Below are 19,802 nucleotides of genomic sequence, written 5' to 3' on the forward strand. Positions count from 1 at the left end.
TATAACTCAGCTAAAAAGTAATAGCAGACATAATTATTAAAGTGACTATTTCCACAGCTTCACTGGTAAAACCTAAAGTATCTCCAGTATGTCCCCCTATATAATGTTTACAAAACATATTTATCAATAAAGTTAAAAATATATCCACTATAGCAATTATTAAAAAGTTTAATGCTCCTACTATAGGCAATATTATAAGGGCTCCTATTAAAGAGGATATTATTACCCCCTTAATATCTACATTCCCTATGAACACATTGCCAGAACCAGTTTTTTTTGCAGTATTTCCTATATAGCATATGATTACTACGCAACACTTTGCCATTACAGGCACTGCTATTATCCATAAACTAAAACCACCAGAAATTAAATTTGATATCCCCGCATACTTCAAAATAAAATTACAAATTATGGCTATACATGAATAAGTTCCAATTCTGCTGTCCTTCATTATCTCTATTATTTTTTCTCTCCCACCTTTAAAGGAAAAAAATCCATCAAACACATCTCCCCATCCATCTACATGAAGAGCACCTGTTATGAGAAGTGCTGCTATTATTGCAAAAACTGCAACTATATTTACAGGTAAAATTCTACTTAAAGCATATACCGCTATCCATTGAACCTCACCAATTATAACTCCAATTACAGGGAAAAATATAATTCCCCTTTTAAAATTCTCCATTTCACAAGGCAAGCTTTTATTTATAGGTATTCTAGTTAAAAACTGTACAAAAAGTAAAAAGTTATTAAAAAATTCTTTCACTGCACTCATCTCCAATTACTTTAGTTTTAAAAAATCTCTAGTGAATTCCCTACTAACGCTGCATTCGTTACATTAGTATTTTATAATTACTTTAGTTTTAGCGGTAATCCACAAGCTGTAAAATAAACTTCAGTGCTTTTTTTAGCTATAAATTGATTGGTAAATCCTGCAATATCTCTAAAAATCCTGCTCAATTTATATTCTGGCACCAATCCACTTCCCACTTCATTAGTTACCATAACTAGATTTATATTCTTTTCCTTTGCTTTATTTATAAACTTATTAAACTGATCTTTTATATATATTAATAACTCATCCACTTCTTCCATAGACATATTGTCAAAGTCTTTATTTTCCTCAAACATCAAATTAGTTATCATAACCGTAACACAATCTAGCATTATGTTTTTATGGCTACATTTTTCTACAACCTTGTCTAAATCCTTAAATCCCTCATAGGTTTCCCATTTTGCATTTCTACTTTCCCTATGTTTTTTTATTCTGTCTTTCATTTCCCCATCTGTAACTATAGCAGTAGCTATATAAAGTACATCATCTGTATCCTTTAACAAATTTTCTGCAAAGCTACTTTTACCACTTCTACTTCCACCAGTAACTAAAACCACTTTACTCACTTTAAAAATCTCCCCTTCCTATATGCTATAATTCTAGTACTAAATCATTTCTCACATAATCACTAATATAGTAACTGAATTTTCCCTACAAAAGCTTCAAAATATTTTCTACTCAATTTTAAATTGTACTTCTTCTATTCCACTAGCAAACTAGTCAACTAATAAAGCGTGTGTTATAGAATCCAAATAAAGATTTCCATATTCATATTTAATTAAAACTCTATCTCCATTTGAACAAGCAAACTTCCAAAATAAATCTATATTTCCATCCATTACATAGCATAAAATACCTTTAATAACTCCTGAATGAGTTACAATAAGTACATTATCACAGTTCATTTTTTTTAATTCATCCATAAAATCAGAAACTCTTTTGTACATTTCCACATAAGTTTCTCCATTTGGCGGTCTAAAGTTTTTCCAATCCTTTGACCATACTTGGCACTCCTTTGGATACCTTTTAGAAATCTCTTCAAAGGTTTTCCCCTCAAAATCTCCAAAATTAGTTTCCTTCAATCTATCATCCTTGATTATCTCCATTGGATTTTCTCTTAATATAATTTTTGCTGTTTCATGTGCCCTTTTTGTATCACTTATATAAACCTTATCTATATTTACCTTTTTAAAAAAATTTGCCAAAGTTTCTATTTGGGCAATTCCCCTTGCATTTAACCCTACATCCATACTACCGTAATAAGTTCCCTTTGCATTTTCACCTGTTTCCCCATGCCGAACTAAGTATATATTCATTTCCTTGTAAAACCTCATCTCTTTTTAAATCTTCAGCAATTATAATAGTTCTTACTTTTTCACTTTACCTCTTCCCTTGTGTTTATTTTTCTCTTATATCTATATATTCATTAACATCTAAAGAAGCATCCTCAAAGGTTCCCATGTTTTCCATAGTATAAATAGCAGCTTCAATTATGTTAAAAGCTAATGGACATCCAGATCCTTCACCTAATCTCATTTTCAAATTAAGCAGAGGCTCTACACCTATTTCTTTTAACATGTGTATAGCAGCAGGTTCCGCTGATAAATGTGATGAGAATATATAATTTTTGCACAGAGGTTTTAACCTACAAGCACATAGTGCTGCTGCTGACGCTATAAATCCATCTATAACAATAGGTACTCTATTTTTTGCTGCTGCTAAAAAACATCCACAGAGCCCTGCTATATCATATCCTCCAACTTTAGATAATACATCTATTACATCATTTTTATCTGGCTTATTTACTTCTATAGCTTTTTTTATAGCTTCTCTCTTACACATTAATTGTGTGTCTGTTATTCCAGAACCCTTACCTGCAGTTATTTCAGGTTCTAAATCGCAAAGCACGCTCAAAACCGCTGCACTGGTAGTAGTATTTCCCACTCCCATTTCCCCTGTACCAAATAAATTTACTCCTTGTTCTACTAGGTTATCTACCATTTCTATACCTATTTCTACAGCTCTTATAGCTTGTTCTCTTGTCATGGCCGGTTCCTTAGCCATATTTTTTGTGCCATAAGAAATTTTTTTATCTATTATTAAATTATTATGGAAATCGCAATTTACACCTATATCCACTACAGTCATGTCTGTGTTGGTAAATTTAGAAAGAACATGCACTCCTGTTATATCCCTCGTAAAATTATTTGTAACTATACTAGTTATCTTTTGAGAGTTATTGCTTACGTTTTCCTCTACAACTCCATTATCTGAACACATTATTATTATATTTTTATTTTTTATCTTAGGAAAAACTTCTCCCGTAATACCTGCCATTTGAGCAGCTATTTCCTCAAGTCTTCCCAAACTGCCAATAGGTTTAGTTAAATTATCTATTCTATTCCATGCTTTTTTTATTGCATCTTCATTTAAAGGCTTAATTTCTTTTAATGTACTTTCTAATAATGACATGCTTATTCCCCCATCCTTATGAGCCTTTTTAGTTTTAAATTCCTATGTATTTATAATAAATTACATAATAATACTAACATATTTCTTTTATTTCAGTAAGTAGTTCGTAAATTTTAATTCTAATATTAAAAATAAAAAAAACAAGGCCTTACCTTTTCAAGTACAGCCTTGCATATATAACTTTTATTTAATTTAATTCAGCTATTAAAAACTTTATCTTTATTCCCATTTGTACGAATTTAGTTTCATATTCAGTGGCTATATTATCTTTAAAATCTTCACTGTGCAAATCTCTAGTTAAATATTTAAAACTAAATCCACTTTCTTTAAAATACTCTAAAGATTCCTCAAACAATTCATCATCGTCAGTTTTAAACCATATTTGGCATCCTTTTTCTATGAACTGCTTGTAGTATTCCAAAAATTTTGTATGGGTAAGCCTTCTTTTTTTATGTCTTTCTTTAGGCCATGGGTTACAAAAGTTTATAAATATCCTTTTAACCTCACCCTTTTGAAATACATCAGATATACCCATTATATTCATAGCTGTTATTCTTACATTTCCAATTTCCTCTTCTTGAAGCCTTTTAAGCACATATATTAAAACTTCATCTTTAAGATCCACCGCTACAAAATTTTTATCTGGATATTTTGTGGCTGCTTTAGATATAAATCCACCTCTTCCACATCCTAATTCTAAATATATGTCATTATTATTTTTAAATTCTTCATGCCATTTTCCTTTTAATTCTTTAGCATCCGGAATAAACAATTCACTTTTTTCTAGTTCGGGCCTTGCCCACCATTTTTTCCTTAATCTCATATTTTCCTCCTATATACGTAACATTCGCTTATCATTTTAACATACAAAAGTTATAGAAAACAATAATAATCCAAAATAAGAAACTGCAAATCAAGCTACAACTAAATTAAACTTGCTATTTTAAAGAATAAGCTTGCTATAGCCATGGATGGTCTATGTACTATGAAAGAAATTATAGATGTTCCAAAACCTGGCAATGGCACTATTAATAAAACTAATATAACCATTTGATATCCATAAATTACATCCGAAAACTTATAGAAAAATTTAGGAAATAAATCTCTTAAAACATGGAAGCCATCTAAGCTTGGTATAGGTAATAAGTTAAATAAAAACAACATTGCATTTATGGTAACCACACTTTGAATTATGTATAGTATTAAAAACATTATGTTATTAATTTTAATTCCATAATCCCCTACAAAAATATGATTTGCAATAATTCCATAAATCAAAGCAAAAATAAAGGCTGTTATAAGATTTGATAATGGTCCTGCTACGGACACCTTTAAATCATCTTTATAATAGTTTTTGAAAGCTCTAGGATTAGTTTCTACTGGTCTTGCCCATCCAAACCCAAATATTAATATCATAACAAAGCCTATTGGATCTATATGAGTAATAGGATTCAATGTGAGCCTTCCTTGAAATCTAGGCGTCTTATCACCTAATTTATCCGCCATTTTAGCATGAGCATATTCATGCACTGTAAATGCTATCAATATAGCCGGAATAAATAATATCTTTTGTAATATATATTCTTTACTGAACAAAATTTTCTCCCCCCAACTGTTAATAGTTAATAATTCAACTTTTGCAGTTATAAAACTAAAAATTTGCAGGCAATTACTGCTTAGTTAGGTACTAAGTGCTAGGTACTAGGTTATAAAATTTGCAGGTAAGTAGTACTCATTACTTATTACCTCTTACTTTTTACTTCTTACTTCTTACTTCTTACTTCTTACCTTGCATAGTGTAGAACTTAAAATTTATATGCGAAAGTTGAGTTATTTAATTTATTTATTTTAATTTATTTTATTTCCAAAATTTTAATGTGCCCTTTAATATCTTTATAAAGAAAACCATATTTATAAAATCCAATGAAATCTCCTTCGTATTTAAACACCTTATGAGAGTTACACCCTTTAATTATATCAGTTTCCTGATCTTTTACATAAACCTCCCCATTGTCTTTTAAATAAATACTGTTTAAATTATATTCCTTATCCAAGGATATCCTTTTAAAATTTCTATTCTTTATATTATTTAATCTACTTATATTATCAATATATAATATATCACTAACTTTTGAATTTTTCATTTCATATAAGTAAATATTTTCTTTCTTATCCAAGGCCCATAACCTTGTCCCTTTTAATTTAGATATTTCTTTAATTTCCCCTTTATTATATTGCATTAAAGAGGAATCTTCTAAGTTTTCATATAAAAGTACATTTTCTTTAGTTACAAGCATATTTCCTACGGAAGTTTTTCCCAAGTTTATTTCTTTTACATTTTTCATTAAATCCACACTATATACTCTGGATTTATCTTTTTCTGTGATATTTATATATATCATTTCTATAACTGGAGATATAACTATATGACCAGTGGTATCTTCTATATTAGCCCATGCTAAATGAGCTATTTCTTCCTTTAAATGTTTTTTGGCATCATAATATGATATTTTAACCCTGCTGGAATTCTTCTCTTTTTCACCTTCTAATATTAATAATCTACTTCTATTTTCCACCCATTCATAATCCAATATAGTACTCTTTTCAGTTACAGGAAAGCTTTCAGTTGTTCCTTTTTCTATATCTATTATATTTAATTTTTTCCCACTAAAATAAGAAATATATTCAGCTTCAGATGATATTTTTATATTTTTTGCCTCTAGTGGTATCTTAACTTTAGTATTATATACTTTATCCTTTTTTTCATAGGGTATTTTTGTTATTTGTATGTTTATGTCTTTACCTAAAATATATTTATCCAAATACCAAAGTAACAACGTTTGTAAAAGTAATCCTATTATAACCCACAACAACAATTTTTTAAATCTTTTCATAAAGTTCACCTTGCCAATTATTTAAACATTTTTAAAATCATGCTATTTTATTGTTCTACATATACAATAGAAGGTACTGTTCTTTCACCTAAAGGATCAGAAGGATTATTTAATATTTCTCCTTGATAATACATAGTAGAGGATGAGCCTCCATCTAAATTAGTAGCATTATAAGCACCTAATTGGAGCATTATTTGTTGTAAATCCTTTAAACTAGCCCCATAACTACTAGGTTGTCTTCCATCTATAACTAATAAAATTATACTTCCGTCTTTTTTCTGTCCTATAACAGTTCTAGGTGCTATGCCCCAACCTCCATCTCCTTTAATTATGGTACCCTTACCATCAATAATTAATGGTGGACCAAAAGATATGGCATCCCTTATTTTTAACTCTTTTAATTCTTTTAAAGTATATTCTCCTACTAACAATACTCCCTCTTCTGTAAAAGCCATAATATGCATTTTTAAATTTTCATTAACATCTTCACATATATTTTTACCATGGCTTATTAAAATTCCCATTGGATTCGCACCTGTGCTAATCCATGATTCATCTTTTTTATTGTATCCAAAGGCTCCTCCATTAATAGCAGCTATAGCATTATTCTCCTTTGCTATATGGCTTGTGGTTTCTCCTTCTATCCCTAGTTTACTACTATATCCCACTTTCACTTTATTTGGGTCATCTATTATTAACGCATATCCTTTAAATCTTTTACTTTTAACAATATATTTATCTATATAGTTTTTTTTATTTCTGTTTTTTATATTAATTTTTATTTGTTCTAAATTCTCTTGTTTTTTTATATTAAATTTATTTTCACTTAAAATATCTTTTATATAATTCTCCGGCAGAAAAGCTTTTGCTATGTATTGATGACTTAAAGTGGTCATTGATGCCCCTACCATGGCCTTTTTAACATTTTCAAAGGGACCATAAAATACAAAGAAAGGTACTGTTATAAGCATAAACACCACTTGAAACCCTAGGAAAACCAAAATTTTAGATATTTTTTTATCTTTTTTCAACTTTATCACCTTTCTCAAACTACACAAGTATAAAGTAAAATATATCACAAGTATGTATTCATTACAATATATTAACAATGATCAATACTCAATGATTAATGTATTAATGAGCAATGATTCATTAATGGTAAAATTCAAAAGGAGTTTTTAAATCTTATTTTAATGAAAACATATTTAAAAACTCCCTTGAATTTATATCATTAATTGCTCATTGATAATTCGTACATTTCATTATCATTGCAATAAATAATATATTTTATAATCTTTTGGATCCTTCGTAAGCTAAAGGGGATCTTTCACATTCTTCATAATTTAAAGTCAACTGATAACAAAGTGGGCTACCCTTCATTTTTTCTGAAGCATAGCACAATCCATTGTATTTAAAATCTAAAGATGGTTGATCTATTTGTTCTGGATCACCTATAAGTATTAATTTAGTTCCATTTCCTATTCGAGTAACTATAGCTTTAATTTGTTTTGGGGAAAGATTTTGCGCCTCATCTATAATTACCCAGTTCTTGTATATGGATCTTCCTCTTAAATAAGCCACTGCCTCCGTAGTTACAATCCTTCTATCAAAGAATTCTCTAATTTTGCAATTAAGTTCTTCTTCATCTTTGTATTTACACTTGTAATATGAATTCATTAAAACCTCTAAGTTATCATACACTGGTCTCATAAAAGGCAATATTTTATCCTGTTCAGAACCTGGTAAAAATCCTATCTCCTCATCCATCGTCACATTAGCTCTGCAAACTAAAATCCTTCTGTATTCCTTAGGATCCGTTTCTAGTACTTTATACAACCCTATTGCCAGTGAAAATAATGTTTTAGCAGTGCCTGCAGGTCCTTTTATTATAACTAAAGGAGCCTTATCACACTCCATAAAAAGGGCTTCCTGCATAAATTTTTGTCCTATATTTCTAGGCATTATATTCAAAGGTCGTATATCGCCATATATCAATGGCACAACTTCTTTTCCATTATATCTTCCTAATGCAGTTTTTCTAGGGTTATTTGTAGCCCTAATTAATACAAATTCATTTACTATTAACTCTGGTTTAATATAACTTTGCTTTTCTTGGCAGTAATAAGACAATTCTTTCAAATCTATATACTTTTTTATATAAAAATTATCTATATCTTCTTCAGAAGCATATAATTCTGTTCTCCCCGTATAGTTTGTACTATAATCACTAGAAAAATTCTCTGAAAAATCATAAACTGAAATTCCTAATGAATCTGCCTTTATCTTTTCCATGGCATCCATAGTAACTAAATGTACATCTTCCCCTTTTTCCATTAATCCCTTACAAATTTGAATTATTCTATTATCAGGTTTATGCTTCTCCCAAGCTTTTGGAATTTCTACTTCACAATAACCTGTTTCTACCCTTAATTTGGTTCCACTAGATAATTTAATTCCTTTAACCAAATTTCCTTTTATTCTAATTTCATCTATTATTCTAATTGCACGCCTAGCTTTATATCCTAGTTCTCCACTGTTTCCCTTAAAATTATCTAACTCCTCAAGAACCACTTCGGGTATTATCAAATCTCCATCTTGAAAATTTAATATACTTTCTGGGGAATATAAAAAGACATTTGTATCTATAATATATGTGTTATTCAATATATAATTGTTGACATATTATATAAGTCAACAAATCCTCCTTTCAACAATTGTTAAACTATAAAATTATACTTACTATATTAATATTTATTTGTAACACATAGTATAACAATATTAGAAAGCTTTATAAAAAGATTTCGTATATATTTTGAATATTTTTGCAATTCAATAGCCATAGATTATATTTAACTGTATACTAAAAAAAGATTCTATATACATTTTAAATTATTTTACGTTCTTTACAGATAATAATTTTTATTATATAATATAACTAATTAAAAAATAAGGAATGGTGATTATGAATAATATTACATCTGTATTTAAGGAAAAAGGGCTTAAATTGACCCCCCAAAGAATAGCAGTTTATAAATATCTAAAAAGTACTAAAGAACACCCTTCTGCTGAAACTGTTTATAAGGCTTTACAAGAAGACTATCCTACCATGAGTCTTGCAACGGTTTATAAAGCCTTAAAAACTTTAGTTGAAGTAAATCTAGTACAAGAAATAAATGTAGGCGAAGGAAGTTTTAGATACGATGGAAATATACATCCTCACCCACACATACAATGCTTAAACTGCGGCAGAGTTGATGACATTGAAAATTTATCTTTTTCTAAATTAAATGAAGAAGTTAAAGAGTATACAGATTATTCGGTACTTTCTAATAAAATTTACTTTTATGGATTATGTCCTAGCTGTAAGCATGAGTAGCTTCCCTACTTATGCTTTTATTTATATGTACTCTTTATTACTTCTTTCCACTCTTCGCCGGTGTATTGTCCCTTAAGAATCTTAGTTACTATTTTTTCTATGCTCCTATTGATTTCTTCTGGAATGCTATGATTTATCATCATATTCCTTTTATTACCATAATTAATATGATCTATAAATACTTTTTCGTTTTTCTCCGTAGTTTTGTTGTTTACCGCCTTACTTGCTGTTTTAAATCCTTGTTGTGATAAATTTTGTTGAAAATCTTCACTGTATATAAATTTTATAAACTTTTTTACTTCTTCCTTATCCATACTATCAGTGTTTACGCAAACCACAGGTTCTACTATTATAATGTTTTTAAAACTATTTTTATTTAAATCTAATAATTGGTACTTATACAACTCTTCAAATTTATTAAGCCCTCTACCATTATAAGCTGCTATGAACAATGGATATTCTTTTTCTTGCAGTTCTTTCAAATTATCAAATCCCATTTTTTTAAAAGTCTTGTTAGTAATTATATTGTTTTTATATAAATAATTTATGTATTCAAAAACCTTTTGTATATCCTTTGAATCTTTGTAGTATTTATCAGAGCTTCCATAAAACTCATCTATATTATTTTCAAAAGTAATATTGTTAAATATAATAGAAAATAATAATTCATTTATTTCAATATTTTCAGGCATAGTCACTGGTATTTCTATATCTTTTTCATTTAACTTCTTAAATACATTAAATAACTCATGAATATCTTTAGGATAAGCAATATTGATCTTATCCGCAACATTTTTATTATATAGTATTTCCATTGAAAATGGTAGTATACCCACTCCATATATCCCATTACGGTGTTTACCATAATTAATTACTATGTCATAATATCTTTCATTTAATTTTTCTTCTTTTACAATCGGAGTCATCTCTCCAATTAATCCCTTGCTCTCTAGTTGTATCATACTATTTCTATCTGTAAATAATAAATTAGCCTTTTTCTCATTTAACATATATGTAGCTTCTTTCAAATCACTAAAATTAATAATATTAACTCTATTTTTATCATTCATGCTTTCATATTGATTTTTAATATAATTTATTAAGTATAAGTCGTCCTTACTATCTAAATTTGTACATATATTCACTTCTTTTAATCCACTTGCTTCTTCTTTTTTATCTTTTTTATTTGTACATCCAATAAAATTTAAGCATATTAAACTTATTAAAAATATACCCAATACTTTTTTTATGTTTTTCATAAGACATATCACTCCTTTTTAAAGGATTTTATTTAAAATTAGTTTATGTAATTAATTAATTATACTATTCATGCATATACTTTAATGGGGGTGAATTACATGAAGTTAAAAGTAATATTTTTAAAGAAAAAACATATATACATGATAGTTAGTGTATTAATAGTCCTTTTAATTTGTATTTTTTTTATAACCTTAGGGAAGAAAAAAAATTCCCTGTCTACTTTCAATATTATGTCCAAAGATAAAATATTTAAAACAGATTTAACTGGAGATGGCGAAGAGGATTTACTATATGTTAAAACAAAAAAAGATAAGTATTATGTTCAAGTAAATACAAAAGATAAAAAAAGTATCTTTTTAGAACCTGAAAAGAAATTGGATACTCTAGGAGATTATTATGAACACTGGCCAATGCGCCTTACCTTAAAAGATATTAATAGAGATAATACACCAGAAATATTTATTCAGTCATGCAAAAATGATAAGGCTATACAGCATGTTTTCCTTTGGAACAAAGAAACCTTTGAAGATATATTTTGTAGTTATAATAATATCTTGGGTTTTGTAGATTACTCAACTAATAGGACACCAAAATTTATGTCTGGAAATTATAAAGATGGCAAAATAACCTTTGATAGTTATATGATAGTTGGAAGGGAACTTAGGAATTTTAATTATAAATATGAAGAAAACTTTTTTGGAAAAGATACTATAGGGCAGTTTATAAATTTAATGTGCTCTATGTCTGAAGCTAAGGATTCCTTTGCCGATTCATTAAAGGATATTACCCTTAATGACTCCTCACTACAAAAGGTTGATGAATTTATACGTGAAATTAATTCAAAAACTTCTAAACTTTCCTTCCAAGATGGTTTTTTTAAAGATTCTAAATATATAAAAGATGGGCAACCATCAGAAATATATTGGACTTTAAATTTTAAAGGAGCTTCGAAGGATTCTAAAGATATGAAAAATTATACTTTAGCTTTAACCTTAAAGCCTTGTGAAAATAAAACAGAACAAATTTCATATAAAATTGCTAAAGTATCCTTTTCTCCCTTGAAATAAAATGGACCGCTAAATGCGGTCCAAGGGGGATGGGGGGTTTGGGGCATAAAACAACTTAAAATTTATTAATGTAAATCAAATATTAATTTGTTTACATTAATAATATTTCCATATATAATAAAATTTATACATGTTATAAGTAAAATTTATTTAATTTATGTTATTTATAAAAATTAATTACTAGAATATATTTCTATGAGTCTATTTATTTCTTCTTTTATCTTTTCATCGCATAAATTTCTCAAACAAATTAGTAATCTTACCACTTTTTCCCTCTTATCTATATCGTATTCATTATAGTCTTCTATATCTGTGATTTTAACATCATCCATGTTTTCTATATTATCTATTATTTCATTATGGATATTTTCATTTCCTTCTTTTGTTCTATCTTCAGTTCTATCTACTGTATTATAATCTCTATTTATTTTTTCCCCTGAAATTTTATCTTTAACCTGTTTTTCTTTATATTGAATTTTTTCTTTTTTATCCCCAGTACTCTCTATTTCGTCCTGGTCATACTCATTACCTTGTATGTTAAAATTAGCTAATAACTGCGCTAATGTATTCATATCTATATTACCTATCATTTTTGATATCTGTCCTAATGGAGAATTATCAAAGTTATTATATGGATTAGGATTGTCATATGGATTATTATTAAAATTGTTATCTTCCCTTATTTCTTGCTGTCTTTTTTTATGTTTCTTCTTAGACACTATACCACCCCTTTTTTTACACTAGGGAGGGACGTACTCCCTCCCATTACTTTTACTAGCAGCAGCAATTACATCTTTGGGCATTAAAACCTGCAAAGTTACCTCTATTGCAGCAGCAGCATAAAAGTAAGAATAAGAAGAATAGAGCTTCAATTGTGGATTGGGATTGTATTACCTCTCCTTTTTTAAGGGCTATTAATAGCACTACTAAACAGAAAGGATTACATATATTCCCAAAACATGTTTGTGTTCCACAACCACAGCCATATGCTGGTGAATTACAGCAACAGTTTTTTCTTGACATAATCAACCCCCCTTTCCTGGGCAATGGTATTTTGTTAATTATTTTTATTCTGCTGTATCTACATTGATCACATTATTAGCGCATGATCTATTGCCTTTTCCTGTTCTACCTCCAAGACAACATATTATTACTATAAAGATTATTACACATATCCAACTATATCCACAGCCATAACTACCATAACTACCATAACTACAACTACAAGGATCTAAATAACATTCGTATTTCTTATATTTTTTACGACAGTGTTTTTTACGTCTACAGCATAAATCAAAGCATCTATTGTTGCATTGTCCATAGCCTCCAAGGTTACCAAATCCCGAATTACCACAGCAGCATAATAACAATAATAGCAATATTAATAACCACCTACTATTGCCACCACCGCTACCTAAGCCACCTAGCAAATCCGCATAATTCATTGGATTGAAACCTTTGTTATCCCCACTTCCGCTAAACATTTGCTCAAATACCTTATTAAAGTCCAAGCATACTCCTCCTTTCACTATAAATTTATTACTTTACATCTTTTGTTTCATACTATATACTATTCAATTCATTTTAATATGACACTAAATATCTTACTTAAAATAATAAATATAAATTTATGACTTTAAAAAATTCCAATTTTAAATAAAAAAACATACAGCAAATATAATTCATTTACTGTATGTTTTAAAATTAATTTATTTAATTATTCATATATAGCATTTATAAGTTCCTGGACACCAACTTTTTTCAATGATGAAAATTTAATTATTTGTTCTTCCTTAGACATTCCTAGTGTTTCTCTTATAACCTTTAAATTTTTAAATAATTCGTTGTTACTAATTTTATCAGCTTTGGTTGCCACTACTATCGGTTTATAATTATAATGTTTAATCCAATTATACATCATAACATCATCTTCCGTAGGTTTATGTCTGCAATCTACTAATAAAACAACTTTTTCTAAAGGTTCTCTATCTACTAAATATGTCTCTATTACCTTTACCCAGCTTTCCTTTTCCTTTTTAGAAACCTTGGCATATCCATAACCAGGCAAATCCACAAAGTACATATCATCATTAATTAAAAAGAAATTTACTAACCTTGTTTTCCCTGGTGTACCACTAGTTTTAGCTAATTTTCTTCTATTTGTTAAGGTATTTATAAGTGATGATTTTCCAGCATTAGATCTTCCTACAAAAGCCACTTCAGCCAATTTATTCTGTGGATATTGTTCTTTTTTTACTGCTGATATTATAAATTCTGCTTTTTTAATTTCCATTATTCATCTCTCCAACTAAAGCATTTTCCAGAACCTGCTGTATTTTGTCCACTGCAATAAATTTCAATTTTTTTTGCACGCTCTTAGGAATTTTATTTATATCTTTTTCATTTTCTTTAGGTATTATTACCGTATTAATTCCTGCTCTATAAGCTGCTAAGCTTTTTTCTTTTAAGCCTCCAATAGGTAAAACTCTTCCTGTCAAAGTTATTTCACCAGTCATAGCCACATTGTGTTTTACCTTTTTCCCACTTAGTGCTGATACAATAGCTGTAGCCATAGTTACACCTGCAGATGGTCCATCCTTAGGCACTGCTCCTTCTGGAACATGTATATGTAAATCCTTATCTTTATAAAAGCTTCCATCTATATGATATAAAGCTGCATTAGCTCTTACATAACTATATGCTGTTTTAGCTGATTCTACCATAACATCTCCCAGTTGTCCTGTTAATTGGAGTTTTCCGTTTCCCTCCATAACACTTACTTCTACAGGCAGTGTGTCTCCACCATAACCAGTCCATGCCAATCCTTTAACAACACCTATTTTATCTTCTTTTTCAGCGGTATCATATGTATATATTTGGGGTCCTAGATATTTGCTTACGATTGTAGATGTTATATTTATTTTTTCTTTATTCTTTTCTAACATTTCAGTTATAGCTTTTCTAACCATAGCCGAAATTTTTCTTTCCAATTCCCTTACTCCAGATTCCCTAGTGTAATTTTCTATAATTGTATATATAGCTGAATCAGAAAAAGTTATGGTTTTATCCTTTATATTATGTTCCTCTAATGCTTTCTTTATAAGGTGATTGGTAGCTATATGATATTTTTCTTCAGAAGTATATCCTGAAACCTCAATTATCTCCATTCTATCTAGTAGTGGTCTTGGTATAGTGTCTAGTCTATTAGCGGTAGTTATAAATAATACATTGGATAAGTCAAAATCCAATTCCAAATAGTGATCTCTAAAAGTACTATTTTGTTCATCATCTAAAACTTCCAAAAGAGCATCTGCAGGGTCACCTCTAAAATCATTACTCATTTTGTCTATCTCATCTAATAAAAATAATGGATTCTTTGATTTAGCTTTCTTCATGCCATATATTATTCTCCCTGGTATGGCACCTACATAAGTCCTTCTATGCCCTCTTATTTCAGCCTCATCACGTACTCCACCTAATGACATTCTTACAAAATTTCTATTCACTGCATGTGCTACAGACTTAGCTATAGATGTTTTTCCAACACCTGGTGGTCCAACTAAACACAATATAGGTCCTTTTATAGAGTTACTAACTTTTTTAACTGCCAAATATTCTATTATTCTATCTTTAACTTCATTTAAACCATAATGCTCTTTATCTAAAATTTCTCTTGCCTTTTTAATATCTATAGTATCATTAGTTTTTTTATTCCAAGGCAAATCCAATACCCAATCTAAATATGTTCTTACTACATTGCTCTCAGGAGAATAGTTTCCGTTTCTTTCTAATTTTTTCAGCTCATACATTACCTTTTCTTTTGCTTCCTTAGGTAACTTCATTTTGGTAATCTTTCTTTTATAAGCTTCTATGTCTTTATTTATATCATCTTCTTCTCCTAATTCCTCTTGAATTGCCTTTAATTGTTCCTTTAAATAGTATTCCTTTTGAACTTTGTCTATATTATTTTTAACCTTAGTGCCTATTTTATTTTCTATTTTAGCTATCTCTAATTCATTGTTTAGCACATACAATAATTTTTCTAGCCTTTTAGTTAACTCATAGGTTTCAAGTAATTCCTGCTTTTTATTTTGTTTAAGCGGTACATATGAAAGTATTATATCTGCTAACTCACCAGAATTCTCCATATCCTCTAAGTTTATTATAGCTTCCATTGGAATAATCTCTGAAAGTCTAACATATTCACTAAATACCTTTTTAACTTTTCTAGTTAAAGCTTGTATTTTTTTATCTTCCATATTCTCTTCTTCTAATACTTCTATATCTACTTCAAAATAAGGTTCTTCCTTATTATATTTTATTATTTTAGCCCTGTTTTCCCCTTCAACAAGAACTCTCACAGTATCTCCTGGCAATCTTAAAATTTGCTTTATATTACAAACAGTACCTACTAAATTTATATCCTCTCTATCTGGCTCCTCTATTTTCGCCTCTTTTTGTGCTACCAAGAATACCTTCTGTTCCTTTAGCATAGCCTCTTCTAATGCTAAAATGGACTTGCTTCTTCCTACATCAAAATGGATTATCATTTCGGGAAAAATAACAATTCCCCTTAAAGGGATTAAAGGAAGAGTTTTTATATTATCTGTCATTCTTTCTCCCCTCTTTCTATCTTCATTTTTAACAGTAAATACATACCTAGACTAATATATTATAACCATAAAAATATAATTTTTCAATTTTTATATTTTATATTTTCCATAAAAACTACAAATATCCCTCATACTAAACTTCTTGAGGGATATTTGAATCCTTTAATGCTATAGCAGATAGTATAACCTTATTATCTTGCTCATAATTTCTACACTCCTTATCACTCAACAGAGCTATTTTTATTATTTTCTGTAAATTATCTACTGGAATTATTTCTATTCCTCTTATAAATTTGAAGTTCTCCTGCCAATTTTCTTTAGGTATTATTACTATATCTGCACCAGCCTTCTTTGCTGCTGCTATTTTTGCTGTAATGCCTCCAATAGGCTTTACCTTTCCATTTAAAGACACTTCTCCTGTCATAGCAACCTTATTGTTTACTGGTATACCCTTTATAGCACTATATATGGCAGTAGCTATACTTACCCCTGCTGAAGGTCCATCTACTGGTATTCCACTAGGGAAATTTACATGAATATTATAGTTTTTTATATTAATATGAAATATGTTAGATAAGACTGTGATTACATTTTCTACCGAACACTTAGCTGTGCTACTTTTTATAAGTTTTTTATTGCTAGTGGTTATTTCTTCTTTTTCAATTATACCAGTAACCTTTACTTCTCCTTCTCCTGTATTATTCTTTATAGCTGTAGCTTCTATTTCCATAACAATTCCCATATTTGCTCCATAAACAGCTAATCCGTTAACACATCCTATTTCTGGCTTTTCTAAAACTTTTTTCTCCGGTCTTTGAGTATATTGACCATTTTCTATAATCCACTCTACATGGTTTACTTTTATTCCATCTCTCTCTTCATTTATAGCTATTCCAGCACTTAATTGCACTAAATTAACCGCTTCTCTTCCATTTTCAGCATATTTACTTATTAACTTCAAAGCTTTTTCTTCAATTTTAATAGGTATTTTATTAGCACAATTGCTAGCTACTATCTCTATTTCTTCTGGACATAGTCCTTTAAAAAATATTTCAACACATCTAGATCTTAAGGCTGGACATATCTCTTCTGGGCTTTTAGTAGTAGCTCCTATTAGTCTAAAGTCTGCTGGAAGCCCATTTTCAAATATTTCTTTTATATACTCTGGTAAATTAGTGTCTTCTGAATTATAGTAAGCACTATCCAAAAATACTCTTCTATCTTCTAAAACTTTTAATAGTTTATTCATTTCCGTAGGATGTAGTTCCCCTATCTCGTCTATAAATAATATTCCTCCATGTGCCTTGGTAACCGCTCCTGGCTTAGGTTGTGGAATACCTGAAACACCTAAAGCACCTGCCCCTTGATATATTGGATCGTGTACAGAACCTATAAGCGGATCTGCAATACCCCTCTCATCAAATCTCACAGTTGTAGCATCAATTTCTATAAATTTTGCATCTTTCTTAAAAGGAGAATATATTTTAGTCTTAGCATACTCTAGCACCAATCTAGCTGCTGCAGTTTTTCCAACTCCAGGGGGTCCATATATAATTACATTTTGTGGGTTCGAGCCACATATAGCAGCTTTTAAAGCTTTTATAGGTTGCTCTTGCCCTATAATTTCCGAAAAATCATTAGGACGGCTTTTTTCTGTTAAGGGTATTGTTAAACTAATACTTTTTAGTTTATTTAAATTCTCTAATTCTTTAGTATAATTCTTTTGAACAAAGCCCTTATTATATTGGTTATTTTTAAAACTATTTAATATATATAACCCAATTATAGTAGTAATAGAAATTTCTAACAGTATTAATATATTAGTTTTCATACTTTATTCTCCTTTACCTTAATTCTTATATGGTTACCTTAATATAACTTTTATTTATATTATTAACTTACCGTTAGAAATATATTCCTATAAATATTGCTATATAAAAAAAATTGGCATATATATGCCAATTTTATGCTGTTTCATTATTATTTTTTTGCTTTTCTAAGCTTCTTTTAGGAGTTTTTATTACTTTTCTTTTACCATCCTTAGAATTTATAATATCAGGTATTTTATTTTTCATAGTTTCCTTTGTAATTATAACCTTTTCTATTGATTCATCTGAAGGAACATCAAACATTATATTCCTCATTACATCTTCTATTATAGACCTAAGTCCTCTAGCTCCAGTTTTTCTTTCTACAGCTTCCTGTGCTATTTCCTCTAAAGCTTCATCTAAAAATTCTAGTTCTACATTATCAAGCTCAAATAGTTTTGTATACTGTTTTACTAGAGAATTTTTAGGTTCATTTAATATTCTGATTAAAGCCTCTTTGCCTAAGGATTCTAATGTTACTACTATAGGTAATCTACCTACAAACTCAGGAATTAATCCAAATTTCAATAAATCTCCTGGCATTATCTGCTTAAGTAATTCTCCTACATCCTTTTCCTTTTTAGATTGAATTTCAGCTCCAAAGCCTAAAGAACTCTTTCTGGTTCTTCTTTCAATAATTTTATCTATTCCATCAAAAGCTCCACCACATATAAATAATATATTGGCTGTATCTATTTGAATAAATTCCTGATGAGGATGTTTTCTACCACCTTGTGGTGGAACTGAAGCCACAGTTCCTTCTAATATTTTAAGTAAGGCCTGTTGAACTCCTTCCCCAGATACATCTCTAGTTATAGATGGATTTTCTGATTTCCTAGCTATTTTGTCGATTTCATCTATATATATTATTCCTTTTTCTGCTCTTTCAATGTCATAATCTGCATTTTGGATTAGTTTAAGAAGAATGTTTTCTACATCCTCTCCCACATATCCAGCTTCTGTAAGTGTAGTTGCATCAGCTATAGCAAAAGGTACATTTAATAACTTTGCAAGAGTTTGAGCTAACAAAGTTTTTCCTGAACCTGTAGGTCCTAAAAGTAATATATTACTCTTTTGCAATTCCACATCAGAAGTATTAACACTAGAATTTATTCTTTTATAATGATTGTATACAGCTACTGCCAAAGCTTTTTTAGCTTCTTCCTGTCCCACTACATATTCATCTAGATGTTCTTTTATTTCCTTAGGTTTTGGTAGATTTGTCATATCTACTTCTACTTCATCATCAAATTCATCTGTAATTATTTCAGAACAAAGCTCTATACATTCATCACAAATATAAACTCCAGGTCCAGCTATTAGTCTTCTTACCTGTTCTTGATTCTTTCCACAGAAGGAGCACTTTAATTGTTTCTTGTCATCAAATTTAGCCATATTTACACCTCTCTAAGGTTAT

The 19,802-nt window shown here is 29.2% G+C and carries 19 protein-coding genes; 2 read left to right on the forward strand and 17 right to left on the reverse strand.

The genetic code is table 11. The annotated features are described in order from the left end of the window. Positions 1-10: 10 nt before the first annotated feature. The 9 genes from cobS to FGK85_RS01195 all read right to left on the reverse strand — a co-directional run bounded on the left by cobS (position 11) and on the right by FGK85_RS01195 (position 8,865). Positions 11-766: an adenosylcobinamide-GDP ribazoletransferase gene (gene cobS, locus FGK85_RS01155; RefSeq protein ID WP_138202958.1), complete on the reverse strand. Its 756-nt coding sequence runs from the start codon at positions 764-766 to the stop codon at positions 11-13. Positions 767-852: 86 nt separating this feature from the next. Further along, complete coding sequence (gene cobU, locus FGK85_RS01160; protein ID WP_138202960.1) at positions 853-1,401, reverse strand: bifunctional adenosylcobinamide kinase/adenosylcobinamide-phosphate guanylyltransferase; 549 nt, start codon at positions 1,399-1,401, stop codon at positions 853-855. A gap of 150 nt (positions 1,402-1,551) precedes the next feature. Then, complete coding sequence (cobC, locus tag FGK85_RS01165; protein ID WP_138202962.1) at positions 1,552-2,151, reverse strand: alpha-ribazole phosphatase; 600 nt, start codon at positions 2,149-2,151, stop codon at positions 1,552-1,554. 82 nt (positions 2,152-2,233) lie between these two features. Further along, complete coding sequence (gene cobT / locus FGK85_RS01170; RefSeq protein WP_138202964.1) at positions 2,234-3,307, reverse strand: nicotinate-nucleotide--dimethylbenzimidazole phosphoribosyltransferase; 1,074 nt, start codon at positions 3,305-3,307, stop codon at positions 2,234-2,236. A 187-nt stretch (positions 3,308-3,494) separates the two neighbouring features. Beyond that, a complete protein-coding gene (trmB, locus tag FGK85_RS01175) occupies positions 3,495-4,130 on the reverse strand; it encodes a tRNA (guanosine(46)-N7)-methyltransferase TrmB (protein WP_138202965.1) in 636 nt (211 codons plus the stop codon). Positions 4,131-4,231: 101 nt separating this feature from the next. Beyond that, positions 4,232-4,903 carry a site-2 protease family protein gene (locus FGK85_RS01180; RefSeq protein WP_138202967.1) on the reverse strand — a complete coding sequence of 224 codons (672 nt, stop codon included), beginning with the start codon at positions 4,901-4,903 and terminating at the stop codon, positions 4,232-4,234. A gap of 257 nt (positions 4,904-5,160) precedes the next feature. Next, complete coding sequence (locus tag FGK85_RS01185) at positions 5,161-6,201, reverse strand: hypothetical protein (protein WP_138202969.1); 1,041 nt, start codon at positions 6,199-6,201, stop codon at positions 5,161-5,163. Between the two features lie 47 nt (positions 6,202-6,248). Next, positions 6,249-7,232, reverse strand: a complete 984-nt coding sequence (locus tag FGK85_RS01190; protein WP_396276616.1) for a phosphodiester glycosidase family protein — start codon at positions 7,230-7,232, stop codon at positions 6,249-6,251. Between the two features lie 256 nt (positions 7,233-7,488). Then, positions 7,489-8,865: a PhoH family protein gene (locus FGK85_RS01195; RefSeq protein ID WP_138202971.1), complete on the reverse strand. Its 1,377-nt coding sequence runs from the start codon at positions 8,863-8,865 to the stop codon at positions 7,489-7,491. A gap of 298 nt (positions 8,866-9,163) precedes the next feature. Here FGK85_RS01195 and perR point away from each other — a divergent pair, with 298 nt between their 5' ends. Next, positions 9,164-9,577 (forward strand): transcriptional regulator PerR, encoded by a 414-nt coding sequence (gene perR, locus FGK85_RS01200; protein WP_138202973.1) that lies wholly within the window; start codon positions 9,164-9,166, stop codon positions 9,575-9,577. 17 nt (positions 9,578-9,594) lie between these two features. On the opposite strand, the gene FGK85_RS01205 is transcribed toward perR, so the two are convergent. Next, entirely contained in the window at positions 9,595-10,836 is a 1,242-nt protein-coding gene (locus FGK85_RS01205; RefSeq protein WP_138202975.1) for an extracellular solute-binding protein, read from the reverse strand. Between the two features lie 99 nt (positions 10,837-10,935). On the opposite strand from FGK85_RS01205, the gene FGK85_RS01210 reads away from it, so the two are divergent. Beyond that, a complete protein-coding gene (locus tag FGK85_RS01210) occupies positions 10,936-11,904 on the forward strand; it encodes a VCBS repeat-containing protein (RefSeq protein WP_138202977.1) in 969 nt (322 codons plus the stop codon). 173 nt (positions 11,905-12,077) lie between these two features. On the opposite strand, the gene FGK85_RS01215 is transcribed toward FGK85_RS01210, so the two are convergent. The 7 genes from FGK85_RS01215 to clpX form a co-directional block, all read right to left on the reverse strand. Next, positions 12,078-12,623 carry a hypothetical protein gene (locus FGK85_RS01215; protein WP_138202979.1) on the reverse strand — a complete coding sequence of 182 codons (546 nt, stop codon included), beginning with the start codon at positions 12,621-12,623 and terminating at the stop codon, positions 12,078-12,080. A gap of 55 nt (positions 12,624-12,678) precedes the next feature. Beyond that, a complete protein-coding gene (locus FGK85_RS01220) occupies positions 12,679-12,927 on the reverse strand; it encodes a hypothetical protein (protein ID WP_138202981.1) in 249 nt (82 codons plus the stop codon). A 44-nt stretch (positions 12,928-12,971) separates the two neighbouring features. Continuing rightward, entirely contained in the window at positions 12,972-13,415 is a 444-nt protein-coding gene (locus FGK85_RS01225) for a hypothetical protein (RefSeq protein WP_138202983.1), read from the reverse strand. Positions 13,416-13,621: 206 nt separating this feature from the next. Beyond that, the gene (yihA, locus tag FGK85_RS01230; protein ID WP_138202985.1) at positions 13,622-14,197 is read right to left on the reverse strand and encodes a ribosome biogenesis GTP-binding protein YihA/YsxC; all 576 of its coding nucleotides are present in this window, start codon (positions 14,195-14,197) and stop codon (positions 13,622-13,624) included. Further along, positions 14,187-16,517: an endopeptidase La gene (gene lon / locus FGK85_RS01235; protein ID WP_138202987.1), complete on the reverse strand. Its 2,331-nt coding sequence runs from the start codon at positions 16,515-16,517 to the stop codon at positions 14,187-14,189. Before lon ends, yihA begins: the two co-directional genes overlap by 11 nt. A gap of 133 nt (positions 16,518-16,650) precedes the next feature. Further along, entirely contained in the window at positions 16,651-18,348 is a 1,698-nt protein-coding gene (lonB, locus tag FGK85_RS01240) for an ATP-dependent protease LonB (RefSeq protein ID WP_138202989.1), read from the reverse strand. A gap of 133 nt (positions 18,349-18,481) precedes the next feature. Next, on the reverse strand, positions 18,482-19,780 hold the full coding sequence (gene clpX, locus FGK85_RS01245) for an ATP-dependent Clp protease ATP-binding subunit ClpX (protein ID WP_138202991.1): 1,299 nt from the start codon (positions 19,778-19,780) through the stop codon (positions 18,482-18,484). Between the last annotated feature and the right edge of the window lie 22 nt (positions 19,781-19,802).

The sequence above is a fragment of the Haloimpatiens lingqiaonensis genome, assembly GCF_901447495.1.
GTDB lineage: Bacteria > Bacillota > Clostridia > Clostridiales > Clostridiaceae > Haloimpatiens > Haloimpatiens lingqiaonensis.

What these genes read in the sequence shown, in the direction of transcription:
- cobC (WP_138202962.1), bottom strand. Translation starts at nt 2,151, where the DNA reads ATGAATATATACTTAGTTCGGCATGGGGAAACAGGTGAAAATGCAAAG.
- cobT (WP_138202964.1), bottom strand. Translation starts at nt 3,307, where the DNA reads ATGTCATTATTAGAAAGTACATTAAAAGAAATTAAGCCTTTAAATGAA.
- trmB (WP_138202965.1), bottom strand. Translation starts at nt 4,130, where the DNA reads ATGAGATTAAGGAAAAAATGGTGGGCAAGGCCCGAACTAGAAAAAAGT.
- FGK85_RS01185 (WP_138202969.1), bottom strand. Translation starts at nt 6,201, where the DNA reads ATGAAAAGATTTAAAAAATTGTTGTTGTGGGTTATAATAGGATTACTT.
- perR (WP_138202973.1), top strand. Translation starts at nt 9,164, where the DNA reads ATGAATAATATTACATCTGTATTTAAGGAAAAAGGGCTTAAATTGACC.
- FGK85_RS01205 (WP_138202975.1), bottom strand. Translation starts at nt 10,836, where the DNA reads ATGAAAAACATAAAAAAAGTATTGGGTATATTTTTAATAAGTTTAATA.
- FGK85_RS01210 (WP_138202977.1), top strand. Translation starts at nt 10,936, where the DNA reads ATGAAGTTAAAAGTAATATTTTTAAAGAAAAAACATATATACATGATA.
- FGK85_RS01220 (WP_138202981.1), bottom strand. Translation starts at nt 12,927, where the DNA reads ATGTCAAGAAAAAACTGTTGCTGTAATTCACCAGCATATGGCTGTGGT.
- yihA (WP_138202985.1), bottom strand. Translation starts at nt 14,197, where the DNA reads ATGGAAATTAAAAAAGCAGAATTTATAATATCAGCAGTAAAAAAAGAA.
- lon (WP_138202987.1), bottom strand. Translation starts at nt 16,517, where the DNA reads ATGACAGATAATATAAAAACTCTTCCTTTAATCCCTTTAAGGGGAATT.
- lonB (WP_138202989.1), bottom strand. Translation starts at nt 18,348, where the DNA reads ATGAAAACTAATATATTAATACTGTTAGAAATTTCTATTACTACTATA.
- clpX (WP_138202991.1), bottom strand. Translation starts at nt 19,780, where the DNA reads ATGGCTAAATTTGATGACAAGAAACAATTAAAGTGCTCCTTCTGTGGA.